Consider the following 26,923-nt stretch of genomic DNA (forward strand, 5'->3'; position numbering starts at 1 on the left):
CGCGGTGTCATCGCTACGCACCCTCGGGTCTGGGCTTCCGGATCCTGGTAGCCGGCCAAGGAGCTCGGCTGCCGGTCCGCGGTTGATGCTGAAGCGATCGACGCCGAACCAGCACGCCGGCACATCGTGGGTGGTGGCATGGCGGAGATGCACGAGCGCCGCCGGGAGCCGGTTGACGAAGACCAGCCGGTGCTTCGCACTCGGGCCCCCAGTCCGCTCGCGAGGCCTGGCCACGAGCTTGGCCTGCTGTCGTTCGTGCCACAAGGGCCACCCCCGCAATGAGTCCGGCGAGCACCTCAGCCGACAAGCCTGTGATCGTCCGGTCGCTGGTGATCGCTGCACGAGACACGCTCCCCGCCTGTCGACCATGACCGACGAACGAGAGCTCGATGCTTCACCGCCTATCGGGCACGAACTCGATAGTCACCGCGCGTGGCGGAGGTCCGTGGGGCCGGAATGGAGTTACATGATGAGGCAACGTACGCGGTGCGAGGAGGAGTGCGGCTTGGGCAGGTCCGGCTCCGGCGGTGTGACGCGTGGCAAGTCCCGGTTCGACGACATCTACGTCCAGCCGGACCCTCGCGCTTACTTCACACGCCTAGCTCCACTGGACTATGAGATCCCGCATCACGCCCAGCCTGTGTTCCGGCAGGTGGCCGCGGAGCGGGCCGCGCACGGTGACAGCAGGACCGGCGGGCTGGTGGTGCTGGACCTGTGCTGTTCGTACGGCATCAACGCCGCCCTGCTCAATCACGAGGTGACGCTCGCGGAGCTGTACGAGCGGTACACGTCCGACACCGCTAGCCGCATGTCGCCGGAGGAACTGGCCGCGTGGGACCGGGACTTCTATGCCGAGCGACGGCGGCCGGACGCGCTGCGGGTGTACGGACTGGACATCGCCACCCCGGCGGTGCGCTATGCCCGGGATGCCGGTCTGCTGGAGGCCGGATTCACTGATGACCTGGAACGCGTCCCGCCCGGGCCGGAGCTGCGCCGCGCCCTGCCGGAGGTCGGGCTGATCACGCTGACGGGTGGCGGCAGCTACATCACCGAGCGGACGTTCACCGCGCTACTGGACGGTGTCCGGGGACACGTGTGGGTGAGCGCGTTCGTGCTGCGCACCGTGTCTTACGAGCCTGTCGTACGAAGGCTGGCCGCGTACGGGCTGCGCACCACGGTGGAAACGTCCCGTACCTACCCGCAGCGGCGGTTCACCGATGAGCGGGAGCAGCAGTACGCGATCCAGGCGGTACGGGCCCTTGGCGGTGACCCGTCGGGGCGGGAGGAAGCGGGCCGTTTCCACAGCGTGCTCTACGACTCCCGCCCCGGCGGGGCGGTCCACGCGCCCGTCACAGGAGGCCACCAGCCGGATCACCTGGCCGGGGCCGACGGCTCCACGTACAGAGACTGAAGCCCGCCGGAATGCTGGCCCCTGGCCGGCCACGCAGAGGCGCACGCCTCGGGCTGCGGCACTGCTGTTCGTCGCGGCGATGACGTTCAACGCGGCCGTCTCTGGAGGCTGCCGCCGCAAATTGACCGACACCAGGGCTTCTGCCACACCTTTCAGCCCGCCGGCGTCTCGGGCACCTCTGCCACGGCTGGCAGGCGCTCGCGCAGCCGCTCGCGGAGGCTGTCCAGCAGGGCCTTCGCCGCCGGGCTCGCGGGACCGGTGGAACGCCGGGCGAGGGCAATGCGGGCGCGGATGCCGGGGTCGACGATGGTCAGGGTTCGCAGGGTGGGTCCGCCCGAAGCAGAGCCGCCCTCGGCCTCCCGGTGCCCCTCCTCACCCTCCCCGCCCGGCAGCACCGCGACGCCCAGCCCCGGGCCGCCAGCTGCACCAACACATCTGGCGCCGCCGCCTCGAAGGCGATTCGAGGCGGAAATCCCGCCCGCTTGCAGGCCCGTTCGAGCGCCGCCCGCACTCCGGTACCGCGCGGCAGGCAGATCAGGGCCCGGTCGCGCAACTCGGCCAGGGACACGCTCGTGGCGTCGGCCCGTTCGAAGAGCGGGTCCCCGGCCGCCGCCAGGACCGCCAGCGGGACGTCGATCACCGTCTGGAAGGACAGCCCGGGCGGCGGCACCTCTTCGGTCGGCCCGAGGAGCGCTAGGTCGAGCTCGCCGGCCAGCAGCGCGGCCTGCATCCGCTCCGACGAATCCTCGGTGAGCGTGATCTCCAGCGCCGGGTGGACGCCGTGTAAGTCCGCCAGGAAGGAAGCGATGTCGAACGCATGCCCCGTGGCCCCGGAGACCCGCCCGCGCAGCAGCCCCGTTGTACGCGTCCTGATCACGACATCACTTCAGGATTTGCACAGAGCGCAGCCTGACCCTCGCCACCAGAACAGGCCGAGAACATCTCTACTTCGCACAAACAAGCCACTTCTGAGTGGGTGCGCTCCGCTCAACCGCCGGGGCACTGGCGGCCGCCAGGCTGAGGGCACACCCCGCGCGGGTAGCTGGGGAAAACGGGTGCGCTGCTCGACGGCGGGTAGGGGGACGTCTCAGGGTCTCGGCAATATGGCGTTACGGACCCTGGTTCGACCAACCACTCCCCCGCGCCTACGGCAAGGGCTCGACGAGACGCCGTACGCGCCGCTCACGATCACCTGCTCCCCGCACCCGCGGGCGTATGTGGGACTCTCCTGGGTACGCGGGTCCGGCGCCCGTCCGAAGTGCATCCGCACATACCCGTTGAAGCAGTAGGAGATGGCATGAGGCTCCGCCGGCCGACTTCGGAACTGTCCCGGAGTTCCTCGGAGGTGCTGGCCGGACGCTACCGCCTCGACACGGTCATCGGTTCAGGTGGCGCGGGCGATGTCCACCGCGGTTTCGACCTGCGCCTGAAACGACCGGTGGCGGTCAAGCTCTTCCGTGCCGGAGCCGAGATCGGTACGGAGAAAAGCTTCCACAACGAGGCGATGATCCTGGCCCGGTTGCAGCACCCTGGGCTGGTCACCGTCCACGACGCCGGACGCCACAATGGCCTCCCCTACTTGGTCATGGAGCTGATCGACGGCCCTACGCTGAAGAACCGCATCCACACGTGCCCCCTGTCCCCCGGCGATACCGCAGCCCTCGGTGCCGGCCTCGCCCAGGCGCTGGCCCACGCTCACGAGGCAGGGATCGTGCATCGGGACGTCAAGCCCTCGAACATCATCCTGGACATGTCCGGCCGCCCTCACCTGACCGATTTCGGGATATCCCGGCTGCTGGACGTCACCACCCTCACCGCTACTGGCACACTCGTCGGCACTGCCGCCTACCTGTCCCCCGAGCAGGTGCTCGGCCAGTCCGTCGGCCCTTCCGCCGACACGTACGCCCTCGGTCTGGTGCTCCTCGAGTGCATCACCGGCAGGCTCGAATACGACGGCGGTCCTTTGGAGGCCGCGATCGCGCGGCTCCACCGCCCGCCCGAACTGCCCAGCTCCCTGCCCCAGGGGATCGCGGCCCTGTTGCGGGAGATGACCGCCCTGGAGGCGTCGGCGCGGCCCTCAGCGGCGGACTGCGCCCGAACGCTGACCGCCCTCGCCGACCCGAGCGGCTCCCAAGCCGTCTCGTCCATGACCGGCGTCACGAACCCGATAGAGGTGGAGGAGCCGGGGCAGGCCGAACTCACGCATCCGCGGTCGTCGCGTACCGCGCGTGCAGCCCCGTCGAAGGCCGCAACCACCCCTGTACGACTCCTCGTCATCAGCGGGGCCGCCACACTGGCCGCGGCCATGGCCGGGGCTCTCGCCGTCTCCGACGGCTCCCCTCACCAAGGAGGCGGCCACAAGGCAACACGGGCCTTTGCGACCAGCCCCGCCCTGGAAGAGGACTCCCGAGGAACGCCCGCTGCCAGGAAGGCGGCCGCGACGTCCGCCACCCGCAATGCCTCCTCCGGACGGCTCGGGGACGCCTCACCCCGACAACGCTCCGGCGCTTCCTCCGACGCCCCGAGCCAAGAGTCAGCCGTCGGCACAACCGCCCGTGACGCCACTCCCCCACGGTCACGTTCTATCGCGGCACACACACCGCACGGCCGCATTGCGGGGAAGTCCGATCCACCCCGAAAGCCCCAGAAGAGGACACAGAAGAAGCACAAGGAACACCCTCGCTGAAACCTCGTACGCCGGCAATCAACTGAATCCTTCAGGCGGGCGCCCCAGCACTGCCCGCCGTCGCGGAAGAGGTTCTCCTAGGCGGTACCGCAACGGTGCTTGCACGGCCGCTGCCGAGAAGGTGGTAAGTCGTCGCGAGGGCGTATGCGGCCTGATAGGCGGCGAGCGTAGCCCGGCGCGTACCCGCCATGGATCGCTGTCACCGGGGCGTCGGGAAGCAAGCGCAGCGCCCTCTGCGTACGTTCAACTCCTGCCTCGAAGTCCGGCACGCAAGCAGCCGGGGCGGCATCGTGCCGGGCTGCGGACCGGGCGACCAGAGCGGCGAGCGCGTCGCGGAAGCAGTCGTGATCCCGCCACAAAGGAGGGTCGTCACCCCGAACAGTCGACCGACGCGTGGCGTCGGTGCCAGGTACGGAGGCCAGCCCCCGCAGAACAGCGAGTAGCGCGTCGCTGTGCTGGGTGGGCAGCTCGCGCTCCTAGGCCGCGTGGCCGAGCCGACCCGCCTCGGGGCTCCGGGCAGCTCGCGCTCGTACGTCACCAGGACACCCTCATGGTGCTCGACGTCGAGGATCTCCGGGATGGAGAGCGGCAGCGGATGCTACGCAATGTCCGCGTATACCTGGCGGGTGAGATCGAAGTCGGCTGGCGGCCGACCGCTCCGCACCTCGGCGGCCCGGCCCTCGCCCAGTCCGTGAACGACGCCCTCGACACCAGCGCCATTACGGCGTACACCCCCTGTGCCCGCGGTCGGCGAAGTACGCAAGCCACGGGTCGGAGAGTGCGGCTTCCGCGTTCGGAACGTTCTCCATCCGCGCATGAGACAGGAGCGGGCCAGTCCCGGCCGGCTGCCCTCGCGGGCTGGCGGCCAACGGGCGAATCACAGCCAGGCGGCGGCCGGGTCCCTACCTCAGTCACGGCTGAAGGCGTAGGCGCGCTCCACTCGCGCGACTTCCACGCTGTAGGAGGAGTACCAGGCGTTCACGTCCGAGCCGCTGTGCTTGCAGGTGTTCGGAGTTGGCCTTCCATGCCGCGATGGAGGCCTCGTCTGCGTAGTACGGCGGTTCAGGGCGGGCGAACGAGGTGGGCATCGAGAAGCCTTCGCCGGTAAGGACCATATGAGAGCTATGCTACTGACACGAGCGCTCGGTGGCCACCGCGTTGGCACCACAAGCGGCTGGCGGATACGACTTCCGGGGCAGGAGCGTCTCCCCTGCTCCGCAGGGGCCTCCGGAGGACGGGCAGGGCGGCGGCCAAGCCACTTGAGGTGGTGGCTCAAAGGACGGTTCCGCGACGCACGGATGATCCGTTGTGCGGGTCGTAGCTGTGCGCAAGAGGGACCCCTCCGCCGTCCTCAACCGCCTGCTGGGACTCCACATCAGCCGCCCCGATAAGTGCCGAGGAGCCCATTTCGACAAGACCGGTCGCCGAGGTGCCCAGGTGTTGATCCGGAGATTCCCCTCTACGAATCACCTTCCAAATTCAGCTCGGCAGTCCACGAGCCGCCAAACTTGTGTCCAGCTGAACCGACTCCCGTATACACCCCCTTCAGCTGCAGGTTGTCACCGGCCGAAGCAGGCTCAAGGACGTCGCACAACTCGGAGACCGAGGACACCTCAACCCCGTTGACTGCGGTGATCACAGCACCTTGATGAAGATTCGCACTGCTAGCCGGAGAGTTCTTACGAAAGTCCAAAAGGAACAGTCCGTCTACTCCCTGATCCTGAAGACGCTTCTGCGCGTTCTGCACCGAACCCTCCGGGATCCCGACCGCCGCCGCATTCTTCGGGAGAACCGGATCCGACACCGCACCGAGCCACCATCCAGGATCGTTCTTCATGTCACCCGCAACCAAGCCGGGAAGCTTGGATTTCGCGTGATTGCTGGCTATGGCCACAGAAGAGCTTCGGTGCTTTTCTCCTGTTCCGGCATCTTGCTCTATAAAAACACCCGTATTGACGCCGATCACTTCTCCGTCGCTATTGAGTACCGGTCCGCCTGTGGCTCCGTCCTTCACTTCCGCAGAATGGTAAATTACAGACGGATAGTCCGGAGATGACGGAGCGCCGTTTTCCACATCCGTCTCAGTTTTCGCTTCGCCAGCGGCGGCCACAACATCCGCTCCAGTGTCACTCCCTGCACTCGGGTAACCAAGAGAGGTGATGGGATCGCCGGCATCAACCTGGTCGCTGTCCCCCAGTCGCAGATCCTTCAATCCCTGTTGCGGAGAGATGAGCTCAAGCACGGCCAGATCCTGACAGAGATCACTACCTAGCAACTGGGCAGGCACCGACTGTCGCTTACCCGGTATGATCACATCTAGCCTGCTCTCTCCCGCAATAAGGGACGCGGTGGTGACAACTAGACCCCTGCTGGCGTCGTAAACAAAACCAGTACCTGATGCGGAGTCACTCAGCACTTGCACAACAGCATCCTTGGCCTGGTCAGGGTCCCCGGGAGAGGGTTCACCTGCTGCCGCAGCCGTAGACCCGCACGTCGCGATCAAAACTGCTGACACGGCAAGGAGATTGATCTTTGCGCTCACGGAGGTCACATCCCTCAGATGTGCGACGGTCACCCACACCCACCTACCGCCCCGCACAGAACGCGTCCAGCATATCTCTAACTCTCGGACCTGTCCCGTGAAAAAATTCGGGGCGGCTGTCAGTCAACCTTCAGACCACAATTGTTTTTGAAGCAACCAAGAAGGTTTGGCAATGGTCGAAGGAGGTAGACGGCGAATGGAGTGGGAGGTTTCCGGACCCGTTCCGCAACGGGGGCCGTGTTGCCCGCAGTTGAAGGGCTGCCCTCGTGCGTGCAAGAGCAAAGGCGCAGTTGCCTGCAGCCTGTTGCATGGCGACCGATTCGTTCCGGCCCCTCCGTCCGCGTCACCCAAGGCCACGACCTTCCTCATTCACGGGAGCCGCCGCAGTCATCCGATTGACCGACACTTGTCGAGATTGGAACGACAACGGACGTGTCGCTTTCTGGTGAGCCCGCTCCCGGAGGCAACTCCTTCACTGGCCGGGCCGAGAGCCGAACCGATCTGGCAGGAGACGTCGTCGTGTCCAACTGGAAGCGGACAGCACATGAGGGTGCGGGGCCGCCGGCGTGATGGTCTCGCTGTCGTCCGGAGGCCGACGGTGCTCGGCGTCGTTTGGATCATCCCGGCGACGCGGGTCGGGCAAGAAGGACCGCGCCCCTCAGCCGGACTGATCCGAACGGCGGCCCCAATGCCGCGCTGCGGAAGTTGCGCCGATGAGTTTCCGGCGGTGGTGCGGTCTACCCGTCGACGAAGGGAGCACACCATGCGCAAGATCATCGTTTGCACGTTCCTGACGCTGGACGGCGTCATGCAGGCCCCGGGCGGACCGGACGAGGACGCCGAGAGCGGCTTCACCCACGGCGGCTGGCAGAAACCGGTGGCCGACGACGAGGTCGGCACGGCCATCGCCGGTTGGTACGAGAACTCCGACGCGATGCTGCTGGGCCGCAAGACGTACGAGATCTTCGCGTCGTACTGGCCGAGCGCCGATCCCGACAACCCGTTCACCAATCGGATGAACAGCATGCACAAATACGTGGCGTCCCGGACCCTGACCTCCGTCGAGTGGCAGAATTCCACACTGCTGGAGGGCGACGTCGTCGATGCCGTACGCAAGCTGAAGGCGTCAGCCGGCGGCAACGTCAACGTCGTCGGCAGCGGCGACCTCGCCCAGACCCTCATGCGACACGGCCTCGTCGACGAGTACCGGCTGACCATCCATCCGGTGATCATCGGCACCGGCAAACGGCTGTTCGCCGACGGAGCGATCCCCACTGCGCTGGAGCCGGTCAGCGTCTCGACGACAAAGGGCGGCACCATCGTCGGCCTCTACCGGCCGAACGGTAAGCCCACCTACGACAGCTACTAGGGTCTGTTGCGAAAGTGGATCTTGTTCGTCGGTGATCACTCCTTGTGGGACGTGGGGATCTGACGAATGGCCAGTGGGCCCGGCTTGAGCCGTTTCTGCCGCAGGGCATCAAGCCGGGCCGGCCGCAGGTGTGGACGCGGCGGCAGCTGATAGACGGCATACGGTGGCGGACCCGGACCGGTGCTCCCTGGCGGGATGTGCTCGAGCGGTATGGGCCGTGGGACCGGGTCTATGACCTGTTCCGGCGCTGGCAGCGGGACGGAACCTGGGCCCGCATCCTGACCCAGCTCAGGCCGAGGCCGATGCGAAGGGCCTGATCACCTGGGACGTCAACGTCGACTCCACCGTCTGCCGGGCCCACCAGCGCGCCGCCGGGGCGGCGAAAAGGGGGATCTCCAGAAGGAGCCGCCCGGCGGGATCGTGGTCGAGCCTGCCGACCACGGCCTGGGACACTCCCGCGGCGGGCTGACCAGCAAAATCCACCTCGCGGTCGAGCAGGGGCAGAAGCCTTCGTCCGTGGTCACGGCCGGGCAGCGGGGCGATTCACCGCAGTTCGAGCCGGTTCTGGAAGCGATCCGGGTTCCCCGGCTCGGGCTTGGCAGGCCGCGTAAGCGTCCGGACCGGGTGCGGGCCGACAAGGCATACGACTCCCGCGACAACCGCTCCTACCTGCGCAGACGCGGAATCAAGGCCACCATCCCGGTGCCTGCAGACCGGGTCCGCAACCGGCAAAAGCGCGGCTCGCGTGGTGAGCGACCGCCGAAGTTCGACAAGGACGACTACAAGCAGCGGCACGCGGTCGAGTGCGGGATCAACCGGCTCAAGCGCCACCGGCCGTCGCCACCAGGTACGACAAACTCGCCGTCCGCTTACGAAGCGACAGTGCTGGTCGCAGCCATCAACGAATGGCTGTGACCAGCACTGTCGGACGACCCTAGTCGGCCTGTGGCCACTGCCAGCCGAGCTGGAAGAACAGGCCGAGGCGGTCGCTTACCGCCCGAATCTCGGTGATCTTCCCCGCAGCCACGGTGAAGATCCAGATGGCCTCATTCTCGAAGCTCCGGCCGGTCGGCTCAGGCATGCGTGGATGGGCACCACCGTGGACGCCGCGCTGGGTGACCCGCGCGACCACCCGGTCTCCCTCGCCAATCAGTTCATCCACCCGGATGGTAAGTGGGTCGAACGCGGCCAGTTGCTGACGCAGACCTTCGAATGCGGCTCCCGGCTCGTCGACCTCACCATGGATGATCTTGTTGTGGTCCACGACATCATGCGCCATGAACTGGGGCAGGTCTCCCAGCCGACGGTCACTCACCGCCTCGAAGAAGCCCACAATCACTCTCTTGCAGTCGTCCACCACGGTGGTCGCCCCCCTCTGATCGTTTGACGGTCAGAGCGAGACTACTCACATGCCGCAAGGCTCCGTTCCCACCCCGATCAAGCAGTTGTGACCAGCACTTTCGCAACAGGCCCTAAAGGGTGTTGCACAAGGCCGTGGTCAAGCAGCCGGAAGCGGGTGGCTGGGCTCGGTGGTCATGCGGCGAGGGCGAGGGTGTGCATGCGGGCTACGGCCTGGACGGCGTGGTGAAGGCCGTCGCCACGCTGCCGGCAGTCACGCAGGATCTTGTGGTTCTTCATCCGGGAGAAGACGTGCTCGACACGTGCGCGGACTTTGCGGTGGGCGGCGTTGTCCTCTTCCTCGCCCTTCAACAGCGCTCGGCCGGGCCGTTTGCGGTGCGGGACGACCAGACCGGTGTTGATATAGGCGCCGTCGCCGAGCACCGTCACACCGTGGCAGTGCTCGGCCAGACCGGAGTCCCGCCATGCCCTTGCATCCGCGGTGTTGCCGGGCACAGGCCGGGCCGCCGCCACCACGAGGCGGGTCTCCGCGTCCACGATGACCTGCACGTTTGCCGAGAACCGGTAATTACGGGACGAGGCACCCACGCCGCGGTCCCGGACCGGGACGAGGGTGCCGTCCACGATCCACAACCGGGTCGAGGCATCGGCCGATCGGGAGACCGGCTCGAGTGCGAGCAGCGGCCCCAGCCGCTGGATGACCCGGCACACCGTGGACGAGGAGACGCCGAACAGCGGGCCCAGCTGCCGCATGGTCAGGTTCGTGCGGTATTAGACCGCGACCATCAGGACCCGCTCGGCCAGCGGCAACGACCACGGCCGGCCACGCATGGTGCCGTCGCCGCCCCGCTCCCGCACCACCTTCAACAGACCCGAAAACTGCGTCATCCGCAGCCCCGTGAACGTCTCCACCCACACCCGCTCAGCACGTAACACCGCGGCCATACAAGGCAGATGCCCAGCTCACGGCCTTGTGCAACACCCTTTAAGCCGCGTGCCGACTTCGTACGGTGTCGGCCACGGACGCTGCGGTGCGGATGAGTGCCGCCGTGGCCGTCGAGCGGGACTGCTGCGGCCAGGCGATGGCCAGGACCGACGGCGGTGCGTCCGGGACCGGCCGGTAGACGACGCCCGGGCGCGGATAGCGGGCGGCCACGGAGGCAGGCAGCACGGGGGTGGGACCGCCCAGTGCGACGAGCGTGAGGAGTTGGGCGAGGTCGCGGCCCAGGCTGCGATTCTTCTCGACCGACCGGGTCATGTCATCGGGGCGCAGGCCGAGATCGGCGAGGGTCAGGCGGTCGCGGGCGGCGAGCGGGTGGTCGGCGGCGAGAGCCACGACGCGGGGTTCGCTGGTCAGGGTCTCGGAGTCGAGGCCGGTCCGGTCGAATGGCTCGTGGACCAGGGCCACGTCGGCTTCACCCTGGCGCAGCAGCCGCGGCTGTTCAAGCCAGCCGCACAGCCGGACGGCGACCGGTACCGCGCCCGGTTGCGATGCGAAACATGTCAGGACCGGCTCCAGCAGGCCCGCGTCGCCGTCCGCCTTGACGGCCAGGATCAGTTTCGGCTCGGGAGCCGCCGCGCGCTGGGCCCTTCGTTCGGCGGCCTGCAGGGCGTCCAGGGCGATCCTCGCCTCCGTGAGGAGTACCGCTCCGGCCGGCGTCAGCGCCACGTTGTGGGTGGTCCGCTCAAGGAGAGCGACGCCCATCTCCGCCTCCAGCTGGCGGATCGCGCGGGACAGGGGCGGCGGTGAGATACCCAGCCGCTCGGCTGCGCGGGTGAAGTTGAGCTCCTCGGCTACGGCGACGAAGTAACGCAGCGGGCGGGATTCCATGCTCTGCCCCTCTGGTCCAGCAGGACCCTCCGAGGTCGGTGTCGCTCGGTATTGCCTTGAGGGTAACAAGCACGAGCGAATCGGTCCTTCAGTTCGGGCACGGCAGGCAGCAGGCTCGACGACGTCCAACAAGCACCTCTCCTGGAGTAGTTGATGATCGTCGTCACCACCCCCACCGGCCAGATCGGCCGACAGGTACTCGACCAGCTCGTGGATGCCCCGGACAGTACGAAGGGCATCCGGGTCATCGCCCGTGACCCCGCTCGGCTCTCCGCGCGGGTGCGCGAGCGCGTCGAGGTCGTTCAGGGATCACACTCCGACGCCGCCGTCCTGAACGAGGCCTGTACGGGCGCCGACCGCCTGTTCTGGCTGGTGCCCCCGACACCCCAGGCCGACAGCGTCGAAGGCCACTTCCGCGACTTCACCGAACCGTTGTGCGAGGTGATCGGGCGTCAGGGCGTCGAGCGCGTCGTGAGCGTCTCCACCCTCGGACGCGGAGTGGCGAAGAACGCCGGTCAAATATCGGCTTCGCTCGCCATGGACGAGGCCATCATGGGCACTGGCGTGCACTACCGGGCGCTGTGCCCTCCGTTCCTGATGGAGAACCTGCTGGGCCAGGCCGCGTCGATCCGCGACGCGGGTGTGTTCTCCCTGACGGTGGAGGAGAACCGTGTCCTGCGCACCTGCGCCACCCGGGACATCGCCGCCACCGCGGCCCGGCTGCTGCTGGACAGCTCCTGGACCGGACAGCACGACGTTCCGCTCGTCGCGCCCGATGATCTCACCGCCGAGGCCATGGCGCAGGTCGTCTCCGAGGTCCTGGACCGTCCGGTGCACCTCCGACGGACCAGCAGCGCCGACTACAAGGCGACGGCGCTGCGCTTCGGCGCGAGCGACGCATGGGCACAGGGACTGGCCGACATGGCGGATGCCCTGATGGACCAGGGTTTCTACGGCGCCGCCCAGCCGAGCACCCCGGAGACCGCGCCCACCGGCTTCCGCACGTGGTGCGAGGAGGTGCTGAGGCCCGCCGTTCTGCGCTAGGTGTGCTGTCCCGGGATGTTGGTGACACACATGCTGGGTGCTTGAACAGGTGAGGGCCCCCCGGGTTCGGTGTGGACTGCGACATCTACGACCGACCGCAGGAGGCCCTCGTGTCCCACCGTCATGCCCCGCTGACGCCGACCGGCAGGCTGCGTCTGGCCCGGTGTGTCGTGGACGACGGTCGACCGTCGCGGCGGGCCGCAGAACGCTTACAGGTCAGCCACACCACCGCCGCACGCCGGGCCGGCCGCTACCGGCTGTCGGGCGCCGAAGGCATGCACGACCGTTCCAGCCGCCCGCACCACCAGCCACGCCGCACAGCGCCCGCGGTCGAGGCGAACGTGATCACTCCAGTCCAGATCGCCTACGCCATGACACTGCTCCGTCCCGCACACGCAGCCCGTCGGGTGTGCTGCCCCATACCTCCACGCTCGCACGGAGTCGGCGGCTTCTGCCGGCTGACCGCCCCTTCGGCACCCTAACGGCCACTTCCAGTTTGTGTTCAACCCAGACCCGGCCGCGACCGACCGCGCACGGGCGCTCCAGTGGGAGCGGCACGGGTGGGAGGCACACACGGGGTTCGCGGACGGCTCGGGGCAGGTCAGTGAGCTGTACGGCCCGGCCCGACACAGCTTGGGTGAGCGCGAGGCGGCCAAGGCGCGGGAGCTGACGGCGGGTGGCTCGCCGACGAGTTCATGACCCTGGTGAGTACGACATTGCGGATCAAGCGGGGGTGAACTTCCCGGCACAGCAGTTCCCCACAGTCGTCCCGGGGCCGGCCCGCTTCTCACCAGCAACCGTGGCCGCCGCCTTGATTGCCACACCACGCCCCACCACCCTCATGCATGCCGTCGCTGCCGCCCACCCGCTGTTCATCGACATGGCCCCCATCATCACCAGCGATGGCCCCGCCGCCACTTCCAGCCACCTTCACCGCTGAATGACTTGGCCCTGCTCACGGCTACCCATAAGTGCAGTGCCGCAGTAAATGCCCCCTGACGGACCCCACCCAGGCGGCGGTTCCGACGGATGGTGGGGTAAACCCCAAGGCGTTTCAGGTTGTTGCCCGGATGGGGCGGGCACCTGAGATCCGCGAGGCTCGTCGTATGACACAGCGCACGCGCACCATCCGCAACGTCGCCATCGTCGGCGTCTCCACTGCTCTTCTGGCCGTCACCGCGCCCCTGACCGCCTCCGTGGCCGCGAGCCCCTCCGAGGGCCTCGCCTGGACCGCCTGCCAGGGCTCCGGCATCAACCCCCGTCAGCAGTGTGCCACCCTCCGGGTCCCCATGGACTACGCCGACCCCGGCAGTCCCCGCATCGACATCGCCGTCTCGCGCATCCCCAGCGAGAATCCCGAGGCCCGGCGCGGCGCCCTGCTGCTGATCCCCGGCGGGCCGGGCGGCTCCAGCCTGAACGACCCCTCGGGGAAGGGGCAGAAGCTCCCCCAGGACGTGCTGGACGCCTACGACCTGGTCGGCTTCGCCCCTCGCGGGCTCGCCCCGTCCACGCCCGTCGACTGCGGGCTCGACCACGACGACCTCGCCACCTCCAAGCTCCGCCCCTGGCCCGCCGCCGACGGCTCGGTGGACGGGAACATGGCCACCGCCCGCCGCATGGCCGACGCCTGTGCCGCGAACGGCGGCGAACTGATCCGGCACCTCAGCACCGCCAACGAGGCCCGCGACATCGACCGCCTCCGCGCCGCGCTGGGCGAGCGCAAGCTCTCCGCGTGGGGCGTGTCGTACGGGACGTACGTCGGAGCCGTGTACGCGCAGCTATTCCCGCACCGCACCGACCGCATAGTGCTGGACAGCAACGACAACCCCGACCCCACCCGCGTCGCCCGCGCCTGGCTGGCCGGGCACGAGCAGGGCGTGGAGGACACCTTCCCCGACTTCGCCGCGTGGGCGTCGAAGCCGGACAACCCGGACCGCGTCGCGAGCAGGGCCGCCGACGTCCGGCCGCTGTTCCTGCGGCTGGCCGCCCGGCTCGACCGGGAACCCCTCCCCTGGCCCGGCGCCAACCCGGAGGAGCTGAACGGCAACGTCCTGCGCCAGACCATGCTGGACAGCCTCTACTCCCCCAGCCGCTATCCCACGCTCGCCAAGCTGATGCGGGCCGCACAGCAGGGCACCGTGCCGCCCGCGCCCGCGGCGCCGCCGGAGACCGTCCTGCAGAACGTCGCCGCCGTCGGCGCCGGCACGCTGTGCAACGACGTCGCGTGGCCCACATCCAAGGCCGTGTACGAGAAGGACGTCGCCGAAAGCCGCGCCAAGTACCCGCTCACCGCCGGCATGCCCCGCAACGCGATGCCGTGCGCCGCCTGGCCGTATCCGCCGCGTGAGGCACCGGTGCGGATCACCGGCCGGGGGCCGTCCAACGTCCTGCTCGTCCAGAACGAGCGGGACGTCGCGACCCCGCTCAGCGGCGCCCGAAAGCTCCGGGAGGCGTTCGGCCGGCGCGCGGTCATGGTGACGGTGAACTCCACCGGGCATGACGCCTACCTCGCCAACGGCAACGCCTGCGGCGACCGCACCGTCTCCCGCTTCCTGGCGACCGGGCAACGGCCGGGCGCGGACACGTACTGCGCCTGACGGTCGCCCGGCGTCACCGGCCCCGTAGGCCACGATGACCAGATGCGCCCGGTCCCGCGCGCCCAGCTTGCCCATGACGCGGCCCACACGGGTCTTCACGGTCAGCGGGCTCAGCCCGAGGGAGCCGGCGCTCTCCGTGTTGGTGAGGCCGCGGGTGACCGAGGCGAGGACCTGCCGCTCCCACTCGGACAGGCAGCCAGGACCGCCGCCGCCCACAGCCGGGAGCGCGGGGGTGCGCAGGAACCGCTCGATCAGGCGGGCCGTCGGGCCGGGCGAGAGCAGGGCCTCGCCGCCGTCACGGTACGGATCGCTCGAGCTCCTCAGCGGGCCGGGTGTCCTTCACCAGGAATCCGGAGGCGCCCGCGCGCAGGACCTCCACGATGTTCTCGCCTGTGTCGTACGCGGTGAGGACCAGCACCTTCACGCCAGGTCCTCCTCGGCGGCGATCAGCCGGGTTGCCTCGATGCCGTCCAGGTCGGGCCTGCCGACGTTCATGACGACGAGGTCCTTCTGGCGGGTGCGGACCAGTTCCACGTCATCGCGGCCCGTGCCAACCTCGCCGACGACCCTGTACGACACAGACCTCCACGGAGGATACGAGGGCTGGGGCTACGGGGGGTTGAGGCCTGAAGTCCCACAGCCCTGTCCACTGCGCGAGCGGACGCGTCGAACAGGACTGCATGCGAGTGCCCACCGGCCACCGGAGGGGAGCGGATCGCATAACCCTTGCCACCTTCCTCTACCGCATTCCCGGCTTCCGCGGTTGATCGTCTTGCGGGGGCGCCGTCATCCAGCGCCTGACCGAACCTCGCCGAGCCAGCGGTCGCAGTCCAACCCCTCTGTGCGACCAGCTCGGCGTCCTCGACATACTGTGCCCGCAACATCAACTTCCGTTCATGAGGTGCCCTTTGACTGGCAAAGAGCTGATCGAGAGCATTCGCGACCGACCGGGGGTTGCTCGACGGGTGGAGGGACTGGCTGCTCGCCCGCAAGGTGTGAGCCGAACAGCCGCATGTGGATCTGCCTGGTCCTGGAGGACGCCTTCCCCGGTGCCGGCATCTGGCACTGGTCGCACTTGACGCAGGAGCAGCAACAGCACGCGGTGGACCACCTCTTCACCCTGCTGATCGCGTTCCTGTCCGAACGGGATGCGGTGTAGCGCGCAGAGCGCCGCCCCTAACTTGATCTTTAACAGCTGACGTCGCATGGTGTCTCGAACTCGATCACTCGGTTCGGTAACCGCCGTACATTGGAGTGGCCTTCTCATGAACATGTGCTCCGACGTGCTCGCACTGACTGTCTGCGCGGTTCTGGCCGGAGCGACCTTTCAACCGGCGGTAGGTGAGTGGATCACCGACGCCCCGCCGTCCTGAAGCGCCTTGGCGTACGGCCCAACCCGCCGTCTCTGAAGCGGTGCCTGCCGGCGGAAGCGACGGTGCGGCGGCTGCTGGGCTGCATCGACGGCAACACGTTGGACCGAGCGGTGGGCCACTGGCCGGCCGATCGGCGCGCCGGGGCCGACCTCGACAGGGTCAGGCGACGGACGGGAGAAGAAATAGGACACGAAGGTCCCCCTTCAGGTGCGCACACCCCGGTCCAGGCGCACTGAAACATCCCCCGGCCCGTGCCTGGTGTTTTGTGCTGGTGTGCAGCCGGCCGGCCGCACACCCACACCCTGCGTCCCGCACCTTCATGTCTTCACGGCGTTCTGCTTGGTCTTGCCGGAGACGAATTCGTTCCGGTCCTCGCGACCTGCGGCCGGGCGTCGCACACGGGTCTCTGCGCCGTCGGTGATCCCAGTCCGACCGTCGACGCCCAGACAGTCGACGTCGGCGAGAGGCCGCCGTTCAGGTGCTTTCGCCGCACTCCTGCCGTGTCGCACCCGTCAGGGCCGCCGGCCCGCCCCTACGGTGCTCGGGCAGGCCGTGGAGAGGAGCAGCACATGCCCATCGCCCAGTCGGTCGGAGTCGGCGGCGCCAACCTGCGCAGCGAGGCCCAGTACGTGCAGGCGTTGCTGAATGTCTTCCGGGCGGACCAGGGGCTGAGCGCACTGGAGCTCGACGGGCGGGTCGGGCCCCTGACCGTAGCGGCCATCGAGAACTTCCAGAGCGCTGTCACCGGCGTCGTGGATGGCCGCGTCGATCCCGACGGGCCCGCCATCATCGCCTTGGAGGAGCAGATCGCCCCGGCGCTCGATGAAGTGCGGGCTGTCACCATCCTCTCGCTGCCTCTCTCATACCGGCCGGCCGAGGAGGAGCCGCCGGTCGAGGAGGAGCCGGTGCTGGACGACGGAGAGCTTCAGACCACTGTCGATCAGCTGATCAGCACATAGCGAACAGGAGCGGGTGCCGTGAACGTCAACGAGGAATTGCTCCTGGAGCTCGCGCAGTCGCTGCTGGAGGTCTTCCGGGTCTCGCGGGGGGCCCTGCACGGGGTCTTTCAAGGCTCGCACGAAGCGGCGTTGTTCGAGGCCCAGGGCGGCGTGATCGGTCCCGGCGGATTCAACCACCTCGGCAGCGTGCTGCAGACCGCCCAGGCCATCGAGACCCGCCGGGATGCCGCGATTCTCGCGCTGAACCGGATTCAGGGCATCGAGCCGGCCCTCGGCGTACGCGTTCGGGCGCTGGTCGAGCCGGTGCTGCGGCTGTCCGGAGACTACCTGCGGATCGCCCGCGAGACCGGCAACGCAGCGGACGTTCTGCGGCAGACCGATCCGACTCGGTTCCAGGGGGTGGTGCTCGGCCAGGGTGGGCTGGGACCGGAGATCGGTCGGACGCAGGCGGCACTGGTCACGAACCAGATCAACGCCATGTCGGCCCAGTTGACTGCCCGCGGGATCGAGCCGCGGCTGATCCCCTCCACCCAGCCCGCCCTCCAGTCCGTGATCACCTCGATCCGCCAGCTTCCGCTGGACGGCCGAGAAGCGGTGGCGAAGCTTGCGGGTGCCCTGTCGTCGATGCGGCTGCTGTTCTCCCAGAGCCTGGCTCGGGCTTCGCTGATCGGACGGGCGCGGCTCACGGCGGCGATCCTGAGCATCGAGGGGGCGCTGGTGGAGATCGGTTCCCGACTCACGACCCCGCTCATCCTCATCAACGGGAGCGAAATGCGGAGGCTCATGGGCATCCCCGACATCTCCTCCTGATGGGACCCGGTCTCCGCTGCGGCACCCTGGGGCCGATGACCGCGAGGCACGGGAGCCGGGCCGATTTCCATGATCACCTTGCACGGCTGCGCGAGGAAGCGCACCCGGCGCAACACGGAGTGGCCGACTGCTAGGGGGACGAGGGCAGGAGCAAGTCCTTGGGCCGGGTTGCCGATCCCAGCTCACCCGAGTGAGTGCCCCGGAGGAGCCCCCCTTGGGCAAGGCACCCGATGGGCGACTCTTCCCGAGCGGGATCTCCGAGGCCGTCGGGGAGGGCGGCGTGATCGTGCTCCCCGACGACGCGGACGCCTGGGTGCGGGAGATCGAGAGGGCCGACCGTCGCGGCCTCGGCGCGACGGCCCGGGATCGGGCGGTGCCCTGTTCCGCCCGTGCCTGCTCTAGTTGGCTGCCGCTGGGCTGGTCCCGGCGGCAGCGGACATCTAGTGGGCCGCGTAGGCCGCCTGAACCTCGTCGGCGTGGTCGGTCCACCAGTGCAACAGGGCCTCGTCCGTCCGAAACATCTCCGCGAAGGTGGGGTCGCGGCGGTCGAGGTAGAACTCCAGCTGCCAGAAATCGGTCATCCGCTTCCACCACAGCCGTGTGACGGCGTCGGCGAGGCAGGCCGCCGGCAGGTGGATCACAGCCCTGTAGCCGGCGCAGAAGGCGGCGAGGCGGTCTAGGTCGAAGACTCCGCCCACGCCGAACTGGACCTGCGCGGTCCGTGCGACCTCTTCCCCGTACGGGCGTACGCCAAGCCGGTCCCAGTCCAGGATCGCTACCAGCCGGCCGCTGTCGCGCAGGAGGTTGCGGTATTGCAGGTCGCCGTGCGTCCACCCGAATGGTCCGGCGGGGGACATCGGTCTCCTTGGCCGGCGCGGGCGTCGGCTGGACCCGATGGACGACGCCCGCCGACCCGGCTGGGCTGCTGAGGCGCCGCCAACCTCGACTGCATGAGCTGATCTCGCTGTGGCCGAATACACGATCAGCACCGCCAGCGGTGACGACTGACCTGCCGTTCCGCGCGATGCTTCCACGCCGTTCTTCAACCGCGCTCGATCGCGTGGGACGCGACCGAAGGTGACGGTGATCTGGCCTTCCGCCCAGGCAACACCACGAGCTTTCCGGCACCTGGTACGTGCATGTCGACGGCGCACCTCAAGGTCGGATGATCTTGCTGTGACTGGTGTGATCACGGAGCCGGAGCCATCCTGGATAGCTGCCCGTCACGGCCGCTTGGTTGATAATCTATGACGATGAACAAGGTGTTGGACGAGGGGCCGTTCTTTCACGGCACAAAGGCCGAGTTGCAGGTCGGAGATCACCTCACCGCCGGTTTCCGTTCCAACTACCGGCCCGAAATCGTGATGAACCACATCTACTTCACCGCGTTGCGTGACGGCGCGGGACTCGCCGCTGAACTCGCCGCCGGCGAGGGGACCCCGCGAGTCTATGTCGTCGAACCGACCGGGGAGTTCGAGAACGATCCCAACGTCACCGACAGGAAGTTCCCTGGCAATCCCACCCGCTCCTATCGCAGCAGGGAACCGCTCCGGATCGTTGGCGAGGTCACCGACTGGACGCGACAGACACCCGAAGCTCTCCAGATGTGGCGAGACAGGCTGGCCGCTATCCGTCTGGACGACCGCGCCGAAATCATCAACTAAAGGTTGCCCGGTAACCGCGGACTGCGGCGGGATGATCTTGGTGTGACTAGTGTGATCACGGCGTCGGAGCCCTCCCGGACAGCCCCGTTCACCAGGCTGAGCCCGCGCCCCTCCGGCAAGTTGATCAACGCACTGCGCGGCGGGGCGCCGCGAGGACGGCTTGGGGCTTGCCGCCGGAGGACCAGCTGCCGCTGATCGCGGCGTACTGGCGCGCCAAGTTGACGTTGCACCACCTGGCCCCGTTCCTAGGCAACGAGGGGTCGTGAGGCAAGTTGGGTAAGACTCAAAGAAACCAATAGAACCCTTTTACACCCTTCATCCATATTCTGCGTCAATGGCTATCGACTACGCGGCCGTCTTCCAAGCGCTGCCAGGCGCAGTTGCTCTGCTGACCCCCGATCTGGTTTTCGCCGACGCCAACGTCGCTTTTCTGCGGCAGGCCGGACGCAGCCGCGACCAGGTGGTGGGCCGCTACCTCTTCGACGCCTTCCCCGGCAACCCCGAGGACGTGACGGCTACCGGCGCCCGCAACCTGGAGGCATCCCTGCGCGCGGTCCTGGCGAATCGTGAGATCCACACCATGGAGTTGCAGCGCTACGACGTGGAGTCCGCTGAGCGCCCGGGCCAGTGGGAGGAGCGCTACTGGAGCCCTGTCAACGCGCCCGTCTTCGCGCCCGACGGCCACATCGCCCTGGTGATCCACCGCGTCGAGGAGGTCACCGAACTCCTGCGCGCCACCAGTCGACCGGGCGGCTCGCGCCAGCTCGAGGCCGAGCTCTTCAGCCGGATGAGGCAGCTGCACGAAGTCAATGAACGCCTGCGCCGCGCCCACGCCCGTGAGCGGGAGGTCGCCCTCGCGCTCCAGCGCGCCATGCTCCCCGTCCCGGCGCCCATCGGCCATCACCGGGTCGCCGTCCGCTACCGTCCCGCAGTCGGCTCCCTCAACGTCTGCGGCGACTGGTACGACCTCGTCCAACTTCACGACGGTGACAAGATCGCCGTAGCGGTCGGAGACGTCGTCGGCCACGGCCTGGAGGCCGCCGGCGTCATGGGCCAGCTCCGCAGTGCCCTGTCCGCCACCTCCCGGGTCGCCACCGGCCCGGCGCAGGCCCTCGAGGTCCTCGGCCGGTACGCACACTCGTTGACCGGCGCCGAGTCCACCACCGCGGTGACCGCCTTCATCGACTTCAGCCGCCACCTCATCACCTACTCCAGCGCCGGTCACCCTCCCCCGGTCCTGCTCCGCGGCGACGGCACCGTAGAGCTCCTGGACCAGGCGACCGACCCGCCGCTCGATGCCGCATTCGAACCAAGCCCCCGCCCGGAAGCGACCACCGCCTTCACCGACGGCGACACCCTCCTGCTCTACACCGACGGCCTCATCGAACGCCGGCACCAGGACATCGACATCGGACTGGGTCAACTCGCCCATGCTCTGGTCCGCCACAGGGAACTCACCGACCCCGAAGCACTGGCCGACGCCGTGATCAACGACATGATCCCCACCGAAGGCGTCACAGACGACACCGCCCTGGTCGTCGTCAGCCTGTGAATCCCTCCAGTGCTCGCAATGCCCCCCTCTGCTCATTTTCCCCCGGACAGCCAGTCCAACGGTCAGTAGGCCAGTGACACCGGTCAGTCCGAGTCCTCCCGCTCATGCGGGCCGGGAACGGGCACGCTTTTCTGGGATCAAGCGTGACATTCCAGGCGGTGCGGGTCTTTGCAGGCAGCCGTTCGGAGCGCGGTCACTCCAACGGCTATGCCGCCATCTCCCCCAGCGTCGCGCCCAAGCCCTGCGAGACCGCCTCCAACACCCGCACCGCCGCAGCCGGCGTGACGCCCCCGTACGCCTCCACGACGCCAGCCGCCTGCTCGCTCTCGGCGCGAGAAGTCAGGGCGTGCTTTCAGCCCCCCGATCTCCGCGCGGCGCGGCCATCTCAGCCTTGGGGTCGTTGTCCTCCGGCGTGTGATCGCTTTTCCAGGGCCCACCGGCGTCCAGGCTGTCGGACGCGCCACACCACCTACACTCCGTCCAAGCGGTCCTGGCGGGCCGCCTCCCCGGCGGCCGGGCATAAGGCGCGGCTGTGTGCTGCAGTCGGGTTTACTCCCGGTCCGGGCCGAACCCGACCCGTCCGCGGGAGCGTCGTGCCGTTCATGGCCGCAATTCACGAGGTCCACGTGTCGGAGCAGGGTCTGGTGGTCGTCGCCCCTCCGCCCGTCTCGGACACGACGGGACGGCTTGCCCCACCTCCCAGCCGTGCAGCCGGCCGAGGGCTGATCGCGTCGCCGATCGTTCGGGCTGCCACCGATGCAAGGGCGGGCGGTGCAGGGCGTACCTTCAGGCGGTCCACTTGCGGTCCGTGGCCTGGATCGGCAGTGGTCGGCGAAGGTGTTCGGTGCGGGCGGTCTGCAGCAGCAGGCGCCAGGAGGTGACCGTCGGGCGGCGCCGCAGTAGAGCGCGGCGGTCACGTTCGGTCATGCCTCCCCAGATGCCGTGCTCGATGCGATTGTCGAGAGCGTGGGCGAGACATTCAGTCTGGACCGGGCAGCCGTTGCACAGGGCTTTCGCCCGGTTCTGCGGCGCGCCCTCGACGAACAGTTCCTCAGGGTCCGCGGTGCGGCACTTCGCCCGTGTCTCCCACTCCCGATCGTCCGTTGCCATGGCCGGCCGCCCTCCCGTGCTTCTCCCCCGCCTGCGGGGGCTTTGGTGCAGACCGTATGCCCAGGACACGCGGGTGATGATCCTCTGCGCAGCTACAACCCTTACGAGCGACGTCACCATTGACAGCGACGGCTCTTTCGGTACCGGTGTCCTGCCGCCCTGACGGGGACACGACCCGCTTGGTCACCGCACAGGCGCCTGGTCGAGCGGCCGGGCAGTGAGAGAGTGGCCGCATGTGCGGTCGATACGTCTCCACTCGGCGCCCGCAGGACTTGGCGCAGCTGTTCCACGTCGCCCAGTGGCCCGCCACCGAGGCGCTCGCACACCCAGCGCGATGGCCTTTGTTCGCTCACGCTCGCGCGAGTGCATGTGCCGACCGTACCGACCGCTAGGGTGCGGCACCATGCACAAGCAGGAAGGACTACTGGTGGACGAGGGCCCGATCGACTTGATCCGCCTGGAGGGCGAGGGCAACAGCGTCATCCTCCGCCTCACGGGAAGGGAGCGTCCGGACGGCCAGTACGCCGGCGATGCGCTGACCGGAGAGTTTCTGGTCGACACGCCGTTCGTGCGCGGAAGCCTCAAGACCTGGGTGCTCCCGGACGACCTGCGCCACTGGCAGGAGGCCCTGGACGCGCTCGATGCCGGGCAGGGCATCGCGTGGCGCGAGGACACCCGCGGGCCTGAGGTATTCATCGAGCGTGACCTAGAAGGGGAACGGGCACATGTGACGATCAGGGACGCCTCATCGTCCTTGACGACGGTGACAGTGACCGTCCCGCTGGTCGATGCCTGGTTCGACGACGCATACAGCCGCTTGGACCTGGCCTGGAAGACCTGGCCCTTCACCAACGACTGACAGAGAACTCCACTCATTGTGTTAGCAGCTCTTGGAGCTCGTCCCACTTGGTGAGTCTGCGGTGGCAGGACGAGGGCGATGAAGGCCGGGAAGTGGTCGGCCTTGCGGTCGTAGCGGGGGTGCGAACGGCGGCGCCCGGCCAGCCAGGACATGTGTCGTAGTGTCCGTGGTCCGCGTCCGGGGCTTTCTTGCCGCCTCGTGGTGCGCGGGGGCCGTAGCCGGTCACGGCCCGCTTGACCGGCTACGGACTCGCTGTCGTGCCTCAGCGGAACGCGGCGAGGTGGCGGTCGAGCCAGTCCCCGAAGGAGCGCGGAGCGCGCCCCAGCACTCGTTCTACGTCCGCACTGATCCGTAGCTCGTCGGAGTTCGGGGCGGCGAGGATGTCCAGGGTGTCGTCGGCGAGTTGCGAGGGTACGAACTGGGCCATCCCGGCCTTGGCCTCGTCGCGGGTGAGTTCGTGAAACCCTACCGGCGAACCGAGCGCGGCTGCGATGGTCGCCACCTGCTGACGGGGTGTGATGACCTCCGGCCCCGACAGTTCGTACACTCCTCCACTGTGCTGGTCGTCCAACAGGCAGGCTGCTGCCACTTCGGCGATGTCGGCCGGGTCGACGACCGGTACCCCGATGTCGCCGAAGGGCGCAGCGGCCGTCCCTTGCGTGCGGATGCTGTCGGCCCAGGCCAGGGCGTTGGAGGCGAAGCCGCCCGGCCGCACGATGGCCCAGTCCATGCCGGATGACCGCAGGGCGTCCTCGACTACGCGCAGCGCGACCCGCGTCGGCCCGAGCGGCCTCGTCGACACGCCTTGCGACGACAGCAGAACGACGCGGCGGACGCCGTTGGCCGCCGCCAGGTCGATGATGTCGGTCGGCCTCGCTCCGGGGGCGTGAAGGTCACCGGAGAGCAGAAGGAACAGCGCCTTCGCCTGGTACAACGTCGCTGCGAGGCTCGCCGGTTCGGCCAGATCCGCCGTGACGTGCCGGACCCCGGACGGCACCTCCGCCGAGTGCCGCGAGACCGTCGTCACCTCCTCGTGCGCCTCAGTCAGGGCCTGCGTCAACGGTCGGCCCACGTTTCCGGTAGCCCCGGTCACCACGATCATGATCAGCTCCTCGTCTGTTGTGCACTGCATCGAGGACGCTAGGAGTCGTGCTTACTTTTCGTAAGACCATACCTTTTGGTAAGCTCCAGTCGTGACAGAAGGCCCGCAGCTCTTACAGCCCGAGTCAGGGAAGCGGTATGAGGTGTTTCACACCGACTGCCCTGCACGCGATGTACTCAGCCACGTCACCAGCAGGTGGGGCGTCTGGGTGTTGATCTCCCTGCGTGGCGGGGACCGCCGGTTCTACGAGCTACGCGAAAGCATCCAGGGCATCAGCGAGAAGATGCTGGCCCAGAGCCTGCGCGCGCTGGTGCAGGACGAACTGATCTGGCGGGAAGTCGAGTCGACGACGCCGCCGCAGGTGACCTACGGATTGACAGAGTTCGGCCGTGACATCGGTGAGTCCCTGGAGGAACTGTTCAACCGGCTCGACGAGCGGATCGTCAACCCTCGCTGACGGGGTGAAACACCGCCGTCCTGTGCTGCCGGCGCCGCCCAGTCCACCGAACCGGTCGCCCAGTCCTAACACTTCGTCAGCGACTATCGCTCAACCCCTCGGACTCCGCCCGCTGCCCGATAGCTGCAAGCCTGCGGCATCGACCCCGGACACATGTGCCGTACCGGCCCCCGTGACCGTCCGGTCCAAGCCAGCCTCCCCTACCGGGATCCGACCATTCGGCGTGCCAGTCTTGGCAAGGCCCCAGGACCGGGGCTCTCTCCGGCCGGAAGACAACCGTGGCATCCATCGCGGTTGCCCGGAACCCCGGCCCGATCGGGGAGGAAGCGGCACCTGCGGTGCCCCGACTCTTGCTGCTGCAGAAAGCCCGAGACGGCCCGCCCACCCCCGCCTCTCGGTCCACACCGGGAAGGCGACGAGACCTTGGCCCGGCGAGCGGTCGAACGCGCGCGCCCTCATCCGCGGAGGATTCAGAGGACACGAACAGAGACCGCGCTCGCGAAACAGGCGCACGTCAAGTAGCGAGGCGCCTGTGCGGTGCAGGTCCCAGGCCACGAAGCCGGCGGCCGCCCGCTTGGCATGACACCCGCGACGCCGGGGGTGCAGCGGGCGCCACCGTGCCAGCCACGTGAACCAGTCCTCGGCGGCGTAGGGCACGCACCATACGCCGCTCCCAGGAGTCGCTCCGCGAAGATCCCGGGAGGGCAAGGGGTCATCGGCTCGAACGGCGGCGGCCCGGCCTACATGTGAAGCTCCTCCCAGCCGACCTGGTCACCTTCTACGTCTGCACCGGCGACGTCATCTGGACGGACGTCGGCAACGGCTACTTCACATCACCGTGAGACCAGGCACGCAGCTGGATCCACCGTGACCGCACCACAGCTCGTCAGTGCCGGCAGGACGGCCGGACGCTGAGCAGCTCGGTCCGCAGCACGGGCGTGCCGTCGACAGGCGCCGGGTCCTGCGCAGTTGGCTCGATACCGCCAGCGGCGATCTTGTCGAGCGTCTTCAGGCCGGCGGCACCGACCGTGCCGAACACCGTGTAGTTCGGTCGCAGCGCGGAGTCGCCGTAGACGACGAAGAATTGCGAACCGTTCGTGTTCGGCCCGGCGTTGGCCATCGCCAGCAGGCCGCGCCCGTAAAGACGACGGACGCCGGTCGGATCGCTCGGTGCCGGCGGCAGGTCCACCGGCAGCTCGTCCTTGTACTTGTACCCCGGCCCGCCTTCGCCAGTGCTGGTCGGGTCGCCGCACTGCAGGACCTTCAGCGTCGGATACGCCGTCAGCCGATGGCACACCGTACGGTCGTAGAACCGGTGCTGCGCCAGGTGCACGAAGCTCTGGACCGTGCACGGCGCCTTCGCCCGGTCCAGACGCAGCGGGAGCGGGCCCTGACTGGTCGGGACAGCCATATCGAGCGCACCGTGACTGGGGGTGTGCCGCGGGTCGGGCGGCAGGGGAACCGGCCGCGCCGCGGGCTCGTCCGGGGTCTGGGTGTACTGGCAAGGACCGTGCGTGGTTCGCGGCGGGCCGTCGGAAGCGGAGGCGGTGGTGCCGCCCCCGGACACGACCAATGCCGCTGCCGCCAATGCGGTCATGAGAGCTCGGTTCACCCTGCACACCCTCCAAAAGATCGTCAGATTTCGGAGCGGTCGCAGTCTAAGGCGCGGCCCGGCCGGCGAGAACCCGCCCGCAAGCCACTTCCGCCTCCCAGCCTTCGGCCCGCGGCCGCAGGCCACTCAGGCGTCGTTTCCTTTGATGGGCCCGGCTGCAGGGCCTCAGCGGGGTGCAGTTGTACATCATCGCTGATCAACGTGCCGCGTGACGCGGTTCCGTGATGCCCTGGAGGGATACGCGCAGATGTGGTCCATCGCCGACAACGCGCATCGAGTGCAGTGGACCTTTGTGCCGTTCGAGACTGTCGGCCCGCTTCGGTTCGGCATGAGCATTGAGGAAGTGGCCACGACGATGGGTGCACAGGGCTTCACCAGCACTCATTCTTCGATGACCCGGCAGCACGGTGCTCTGGTGCAGCGGGCTGGCTTTCGCTCCAAGAAAACTCGGGCTGTTGGTGCGGGCTCAGCGAGCCGGTGACGTCCTCCTGTCAAGGATCTTCTTCGTCGGTAACTTCCAGGATTGGGCCTGCACGGTGCATGACTGCGTTCCGGTCGACGAGTGGGACATTCGTTGACGCCCAGC

20 protein-coding genes and 6 pseudogenes are annotated in these 26,923 nt (G+C 68.3%); 15 read left to right on the forward strand and 11 right to left on the reverse strand.

Annotation, left to right across the window (positions count from 1 at the left end; genetic code table 11):
• Positions 1 to 505 precede the first annotated feature (505 nt).
• Positions 506 to 1,411 carry a hypothetical protein gene (locus FHS34_RS09825; RefSeq protein ID WP_221508764.1) on the forward strand — a complete coding sequence of 302 codons (906 nt, stop codon included), beginning with the start codon at positions 506 to 508 and terminating at the stop codon, positions 1,409 to 1,411.
• A 310-nt stretch (positions 1,412 to 1,721) separates the two neighbouring features.
• Here the strand turns inward: FHS34_RS09825 and FHS34_RS09830 are convergent, their stop codons facing one another.
• Complete coding sequence (locus tag FHS34_RS09830) at positions 1,722 to 2,288, reverse strand: LysR substrate-binding domain-containing protein (protein WP_225817322.1); 567 nt, start codon at positions 2,286 to 2,288, stop codon at positions 1,722 to 1,724.
• 420 nt (positions 2,289 to 2,708) lie between these two features.
• Between FHS34_RS09830 and FHS34_RS09835 the strand changes: the two genes are divergently transcribed.
• Positions 2,709 to 4,097, forward strand: coding sequence for a serine/threonine-protein kinase (locus tag FHS34_RS09835; RefSeq protein ID WP_184963332.1), 1,389 nt, complete (start codon positions 2,709 to 2,711; stop codon positions 4,095 to 4,097).
• Positions 4,098 to 5,556: 1,459 nt separating this feature from the next.
• Here the strand turns inward: FHS34_RS09835 and FHS34_RS09840 are convergent.
• Positions 5,557 to 6,639 (reverse strand): S1C family serine protease, encoded by a 1,083-nt coding sequence (locus FHS34_RS09840; RefSeq protein WP_184963334.1) that lies wholly within the window; start codon positions 6,637 to 6,639, stop codon positions 5,557 to 5,559.
• Positions 6,640 to 7,402: 763 nt separating this feature from the next.
• Between FHS34_RS09840 and FHS34_RS09845 the strand changes: the two genes are divergently transcribed.
• On the forward strand, positions 7,403 to 8,008 hold the full coding sequence (locus FHS34_RS09845; protein WP_184963336.1) for a dihydrofolate reductase family protein: 606 nt from the start codon (positions 7,403 to 7,405) through the stop codon (positions 8,006 to 8,008).
• A 44-nt stretch (positions 8,009 to 8,052) separates the two neighbouring features.
• Positions 8,053 to 8,923 (forward strand): annotated as a pseudogene (locus tag FHS34_RS09850) (IS5 family transposase).
• 19 nt (positions 8,924 to 8,942) lie between these two features.
• Here FHS34_RS09850 and FHS34_RS09855 read toward each other — a convergent pair.
• From FHS34_RS09855 to FHS34_RS09865, 3 genes and pseudogenes are all read right to left on the reverse strand, one after another.
• Positions 8,943 to 9,368 carry an ester cyclase gene (locus tag FHS34_RS09855; protein ID WP_184963338.1) on the reverse strand — a complete coding sequence of 142 codons (426 nt, stop codon included), beginning with the start codon at positions 9,366 to 9,368 and terminating at the stop codon, positions 8,943 to 8,945.
• Between the two features lie 173 nt (positions 9,369 to 9,541).
• Positions 9,542 to 10,312: pseudogene (locus tag FHS34_RS09860) on the reverse strand (transposase family protein).
• A 40-nt stretch (positions 10,313 to 10,352) separates the two neighbouring features.
• A complete protein-coding gene (locus tag FHS34_RS09865; protein ID WP_184963341.1) occupies positions 10,353 to 11,198 on the reverse strand; it encodes a LysR family transcriptional regulator in 846 nt (281 codons plus the stop codon).
• 153 nt (positions 11,199 to 11,351) lie between these two features.
• Between FHS34_RS09865 and FHS34_RS09870 the strand changes: the two genes are divergently transcribed.
• From FHS34_RS09870 to FHS34_RS42420, 3 genes and pseudogenes are all read left to right on the forward strand, one after another.
• Complete coding sequence (locus tag FHS34_RS09870; protein WP_184963343.1) at positions 11,352 to 12,242, forward strand: NAD(P)H-binding protein; 891 nt, start codon at positions 11,352 to 11,354, stop codon at positions 12,240 to 12,242.
• A gap of 110 nt (positions 12,243 to 12,352) precedes the next feature.
• Positions 12,353 to 12,589 (forward strand): annotated as a pseudogene (locus FHS34_RS09875) (leucine zipper domain-containing protein); the annotation flags it as partial.
• A 759-nt stretch (positions 12,590 to 13,348) separates the two neighbouring features.
• On the forward strand, positions 13,349 to 14,839 hold the full coding sequence (locus tag FHS34_RS42420; RefSeq protein ID WP_225817323.1) for an alpha/beta hydrolase: 1,491 nt from the start codon (positions 13,349 to 13,351) through the stop codon (positions 14,837 to 14,839).
• A 15-nt stretch (positions 14,840 to 14,854) separates the two neighbouring features.
• Here the strand turns inward: FHS34_RS42420 and FHS34_RS42425 are convergent.
• A pseudogene (locus FHS34_RS42425) lies at positions 14,855 to 15,406 on the reverse strand (response regulator); the annotation flags it as partial.
• A 445-nt stretch (positions 15,407 to 15,851) separates the two neighbouring features.
• Here FHS34_RS42425 and FHS34_RS09885 point away from each other — a divergent pair.
• The 3 genes from FHS34_RS09885 (at position 15,852) to FHS34_RS09895 (ending at position 17,981) form a co-directional block, all read left to right on the forward strand.
• Positions 15,852 to 15,998, forward strand: a complete 147-nt coding sequence (locus FHS34_RS09885; RefSeq protein WP_184963345.1) for a hypothetical protein — start codon at positions 15,852 to 15,854, stop codon at positions 15,996 to 15,998.
• Between the two features lie 783 nt (positions 15,999 to 16,781).
• Positions 16,782 to 17,171 carry a peptidoglycan-binding domain-containing protein gene (locus tag FHS34_RS09890; RefSeq protein ID WP_184963347.1) on the forward strand — a complete coding sequence of 130 codons (390 nt, stop codon included), beginning with the start codon at positions 16,782 to 16,784 and terminating at the stop codon, positions 17,169 to 17,171.
• A gap of 18 nt (positions 17,172 to 17,189) precedes the next feature.
• Positions 17,190 to 17,981: a hypothetical protein gene (locus FHS34_RS09895; protein WP_184963349.1), complete on the forward strand. Its 792-nt coding sequence runs from the start codon at positions 17,190 to 17,192 to the stop codon at positions 17,979 to 17,981.
• Between the two features lie 440 nt (positions 17,982 to 18,421).
• Here the strand turns inward: FHS34_RS09895 and FHS34_RS09900 are convergent.
• Positions 18,422 to 18,832, reverse strand: a pseudogene (locus tag FHS34_RS09900) (phosphotransferase); the annotation flags it as partial.
• Positions 18,833 to 19,234: 402 nt separating this feature from the next.
• Between FHS34_RS09900 and arr the strand changes: the two are divergent.
• The 3 genes and pseudogenes from arr to FHS34_RS09910 all read left to right on the forward strand — a co-directional run bounded on the left by arr (position 19,235) and on the right by FHS34_RS09910 (position 21,197).
• Entirely contained in the window at positions 19,235 to 19,645 is a 411-nt protein-coding gene (arr, locus tag FHS34_RS09905; RefSeq protein ID WP_184963352.1) for an NAD(+)--rifampin ADP-ribosyltransferase, read from the forward strand.
• Between the two features lie 42 nt (positions 19,646 to 19,687).
• Positions 19,688 to 19,896 (forward strand): annotated as a pseudogene (locus FHS34_RS44360) (helix-turn-helix domain-containing protein); the annotation flags it as partial.
• 83 nt (positions 19,897 to 19,979) lie between these two features.
• A complete protein-coding gene (locus tag FHS34_RS09910) occupies positions 19,980 to 21,197 on the forward strand; it encodes a PP2C family protein-serine/threonine phosphatase (protein WP_184963354.1) in 1,218 nt (405 codons plus the stop codon).
• Between the two features lie 205 nt (positions 21,198 to 21,402).
• Here FHS34_RS09910 and FHS34_RS44135 read toward each other — a convergent pair whose 3' ends face one another.
• Both FHS34_RS44135 and FHS34_RS09915 read right to left on the reverse strand, forming a co-directional pair.
• Complete coding sequence (locus FHS34_RS44135) at positions 21,403 to 21,540, reverse strand: hypothetical protein (protein ID WP_372478556.1); 138 nt, start codon at positions 21,538 to 21,540, stop codon at positions 21,403 to 21,405.
• A gap of 443 nt (positions 21,541 to 21,983) precedes the next feature.
• Entirely contained in the window at positions 21,984 to 22,307 is a 324-nt protein-coding gene (locus FHS34_RS09915; RefSeq protein ID WP_184963357.1) for a WhiB family transcriptional regulator, read from the reverse strand.
• Positions 22,308 to 22,710: 403 nt separating this feature from the next.
• Here FHS34_RS09915 and FHS34_RS09920 point away from each other — a divergent pair, with 403 nt between their 5' ends.
• A complete protein-coding gene (locus FHS34_RS09920; protein ID WP_221508765.1) occupies positions 22,711 to 23,166 on the forward strand; it encodes a DUF5959 family protein in 456 nt (151 codons plus the stop codon).
• Positions 23,167 to 23,428: 262 nt separating this feature from the next.
• Here the strand turns inward: FHS34_RS09920 and FHS34_RS09925 are convergent, their stop codons facing one another.
• Entirely contained in the window at positions 23,429 to 24,268 is an 840-nt protein-coding gene (locus tag FHS34_RS09925) for an SDR family oxidoreductase (protein ID WP_184964247.1), read from the reverse strand.
• A 91-nt stretch (positions 24,269 to 24,359) separates the two neighbouring features.
• Between FHS34_RS09925 and FHS34_RS09930 the strand changes: the two genes are divergently transcribed.
• Positions 24,360 to 24,725: a winged helix-turn-helix transcriptional regulator gene (locus tag FHS34_RS09930; RefSeq protein WP_184963359.1), complete on the forward strand. Its 366-nt coding sequence runs from the start codon at positions 24,360 to 24,362 to the stop codon at positions 24,723 to 24,725.
• A gap of 886 nt (positions 24,726 to 25,611) precedes the next feature.
• On the opposite strand, the gene FHS34_RS09940 is transcribed toward FHS34_RS09930, so the two are convergent.
• Complete coding sequence (locus FHS34_RS09940) at positions 25,612 to 26,322, reverse strand: peptidylprolyl isomerase (RefSeq protein ID WP_221508766.1); 711 nt, start codon at positions 26,320 to 26,322, stop codon at positions 25,612 to 25,614.
• Positions 26,323 to 26,923: the final 601 nt, after the last annotated feature.

Origin of the sequence: Streptomyces echinatus (assembly GCF_014203595.1) — a bacterium.
Lineage (GTDB): Bacteria > Actinomycetota > Actinomycetes > Streptomycetales > Streptomycetaceae > Streptomyces > Streptomyces echinatus.

What these genes read in the sequence shown, in the direction of transcription:
- FHS34_RS09835 (WP_184963332.1), top strand. Translation starts at nt 2,709, where the DNA reads ATGAGGCTCCGCCGGCCGACTTCGGAACTGTCCCGGAGTTCCTCGGAG.
- FHS34_RS09845 (WP_184963336.1), top strand. Translation starts at nt 7,403, where the DNA reads ATGCGCAAGATCATCGTTTGCACGTTCCTGACGCTGGACGGCGTCATG.
- FHS34_RS09865 (WP_184963341.1), bottom strand. Translation starts at nt 11,198, where the DNA reads ATGGAATCCCGCCCGCTGCGTTACTTCGTCGCCGTAGCCGAGGAGCTC.
- FHS34_RS09870 (WP_184963343.1), top strand. Translation starts at nt 11,352, where the DNA reads ATGATCGTCGTCACCACCCCCACCGGCCAGATCGGCCGACAGGTACTC.
- FHS34_RS42420 (WP_225817323.1), top strand. Translation starts at nt 13,349, where the DNA reads ATGACACAGCGCACGCGCACCATCCGCAACGTCGCCATCGTCGGCGTC.
- FHS34_RS09885 (WP_184963345.1), top strand. Translation starts at nt 15,852, where the DNA reads ATGTGGATCTGCCTGGTCCTGGAGGACGCCTTCCCCGGTGCCGGCATC.
- FHS34_RS09890 (WP_184963347.1), top strand. Translation starts at nt 16,782, where the DNA reads ATGCCCATCGCCCAGTCGGTCGGAGTCGGCGGCGCCAACCTGCGCAGC.
- arr (WP_184963352.1), top strand. Translation starts at nt 19,235, where the DNA reads ATGAACAAGGTGTTGGACGAGGGGCCGTTCTTTCACGGCACAAAGGCC.
- FHS34_RS09910 (WP_184963354.1), top strand. Translation starts at nt 19,980, where the DNA reads ATGGCTATCGACTACGCGGCCGTCTTCCAAGCGCTGCCAGGCGCAGTT.
- FHS34_RS09915 (WP_184963357.1), bottom strand. Translation starts at nt 22,307, where the DNA reads ATGGCAACGGACGATCGGGAGTGGGAGACACGGGCGAAGTGCCGCACC.
- FHS34_RS09920 (WP_221508765.1), top strand. Translation starts at nt 22,711, where the DNA reads ATGCACAAGCAGGAAGGACTACTGGTGGACGAGGGCCCGATCGACTTG.
- FHS34_RS09925 (WP_184964247.1), bottom strand. Translation starts at nt 24,268, where the DNA reads ATGATCGTGGTGACCGGGGCTACCGGAAACGTGGGCCGACCGTTGACG.
- FHS34_RS09940 (WP_221508766.1), bottom strand. Translation starts at nt 26,322, where the DNA reads ATGACCGCATTGGCGGCAGCGGCATTGGTCGTGTCCGGGGGCGGCACC.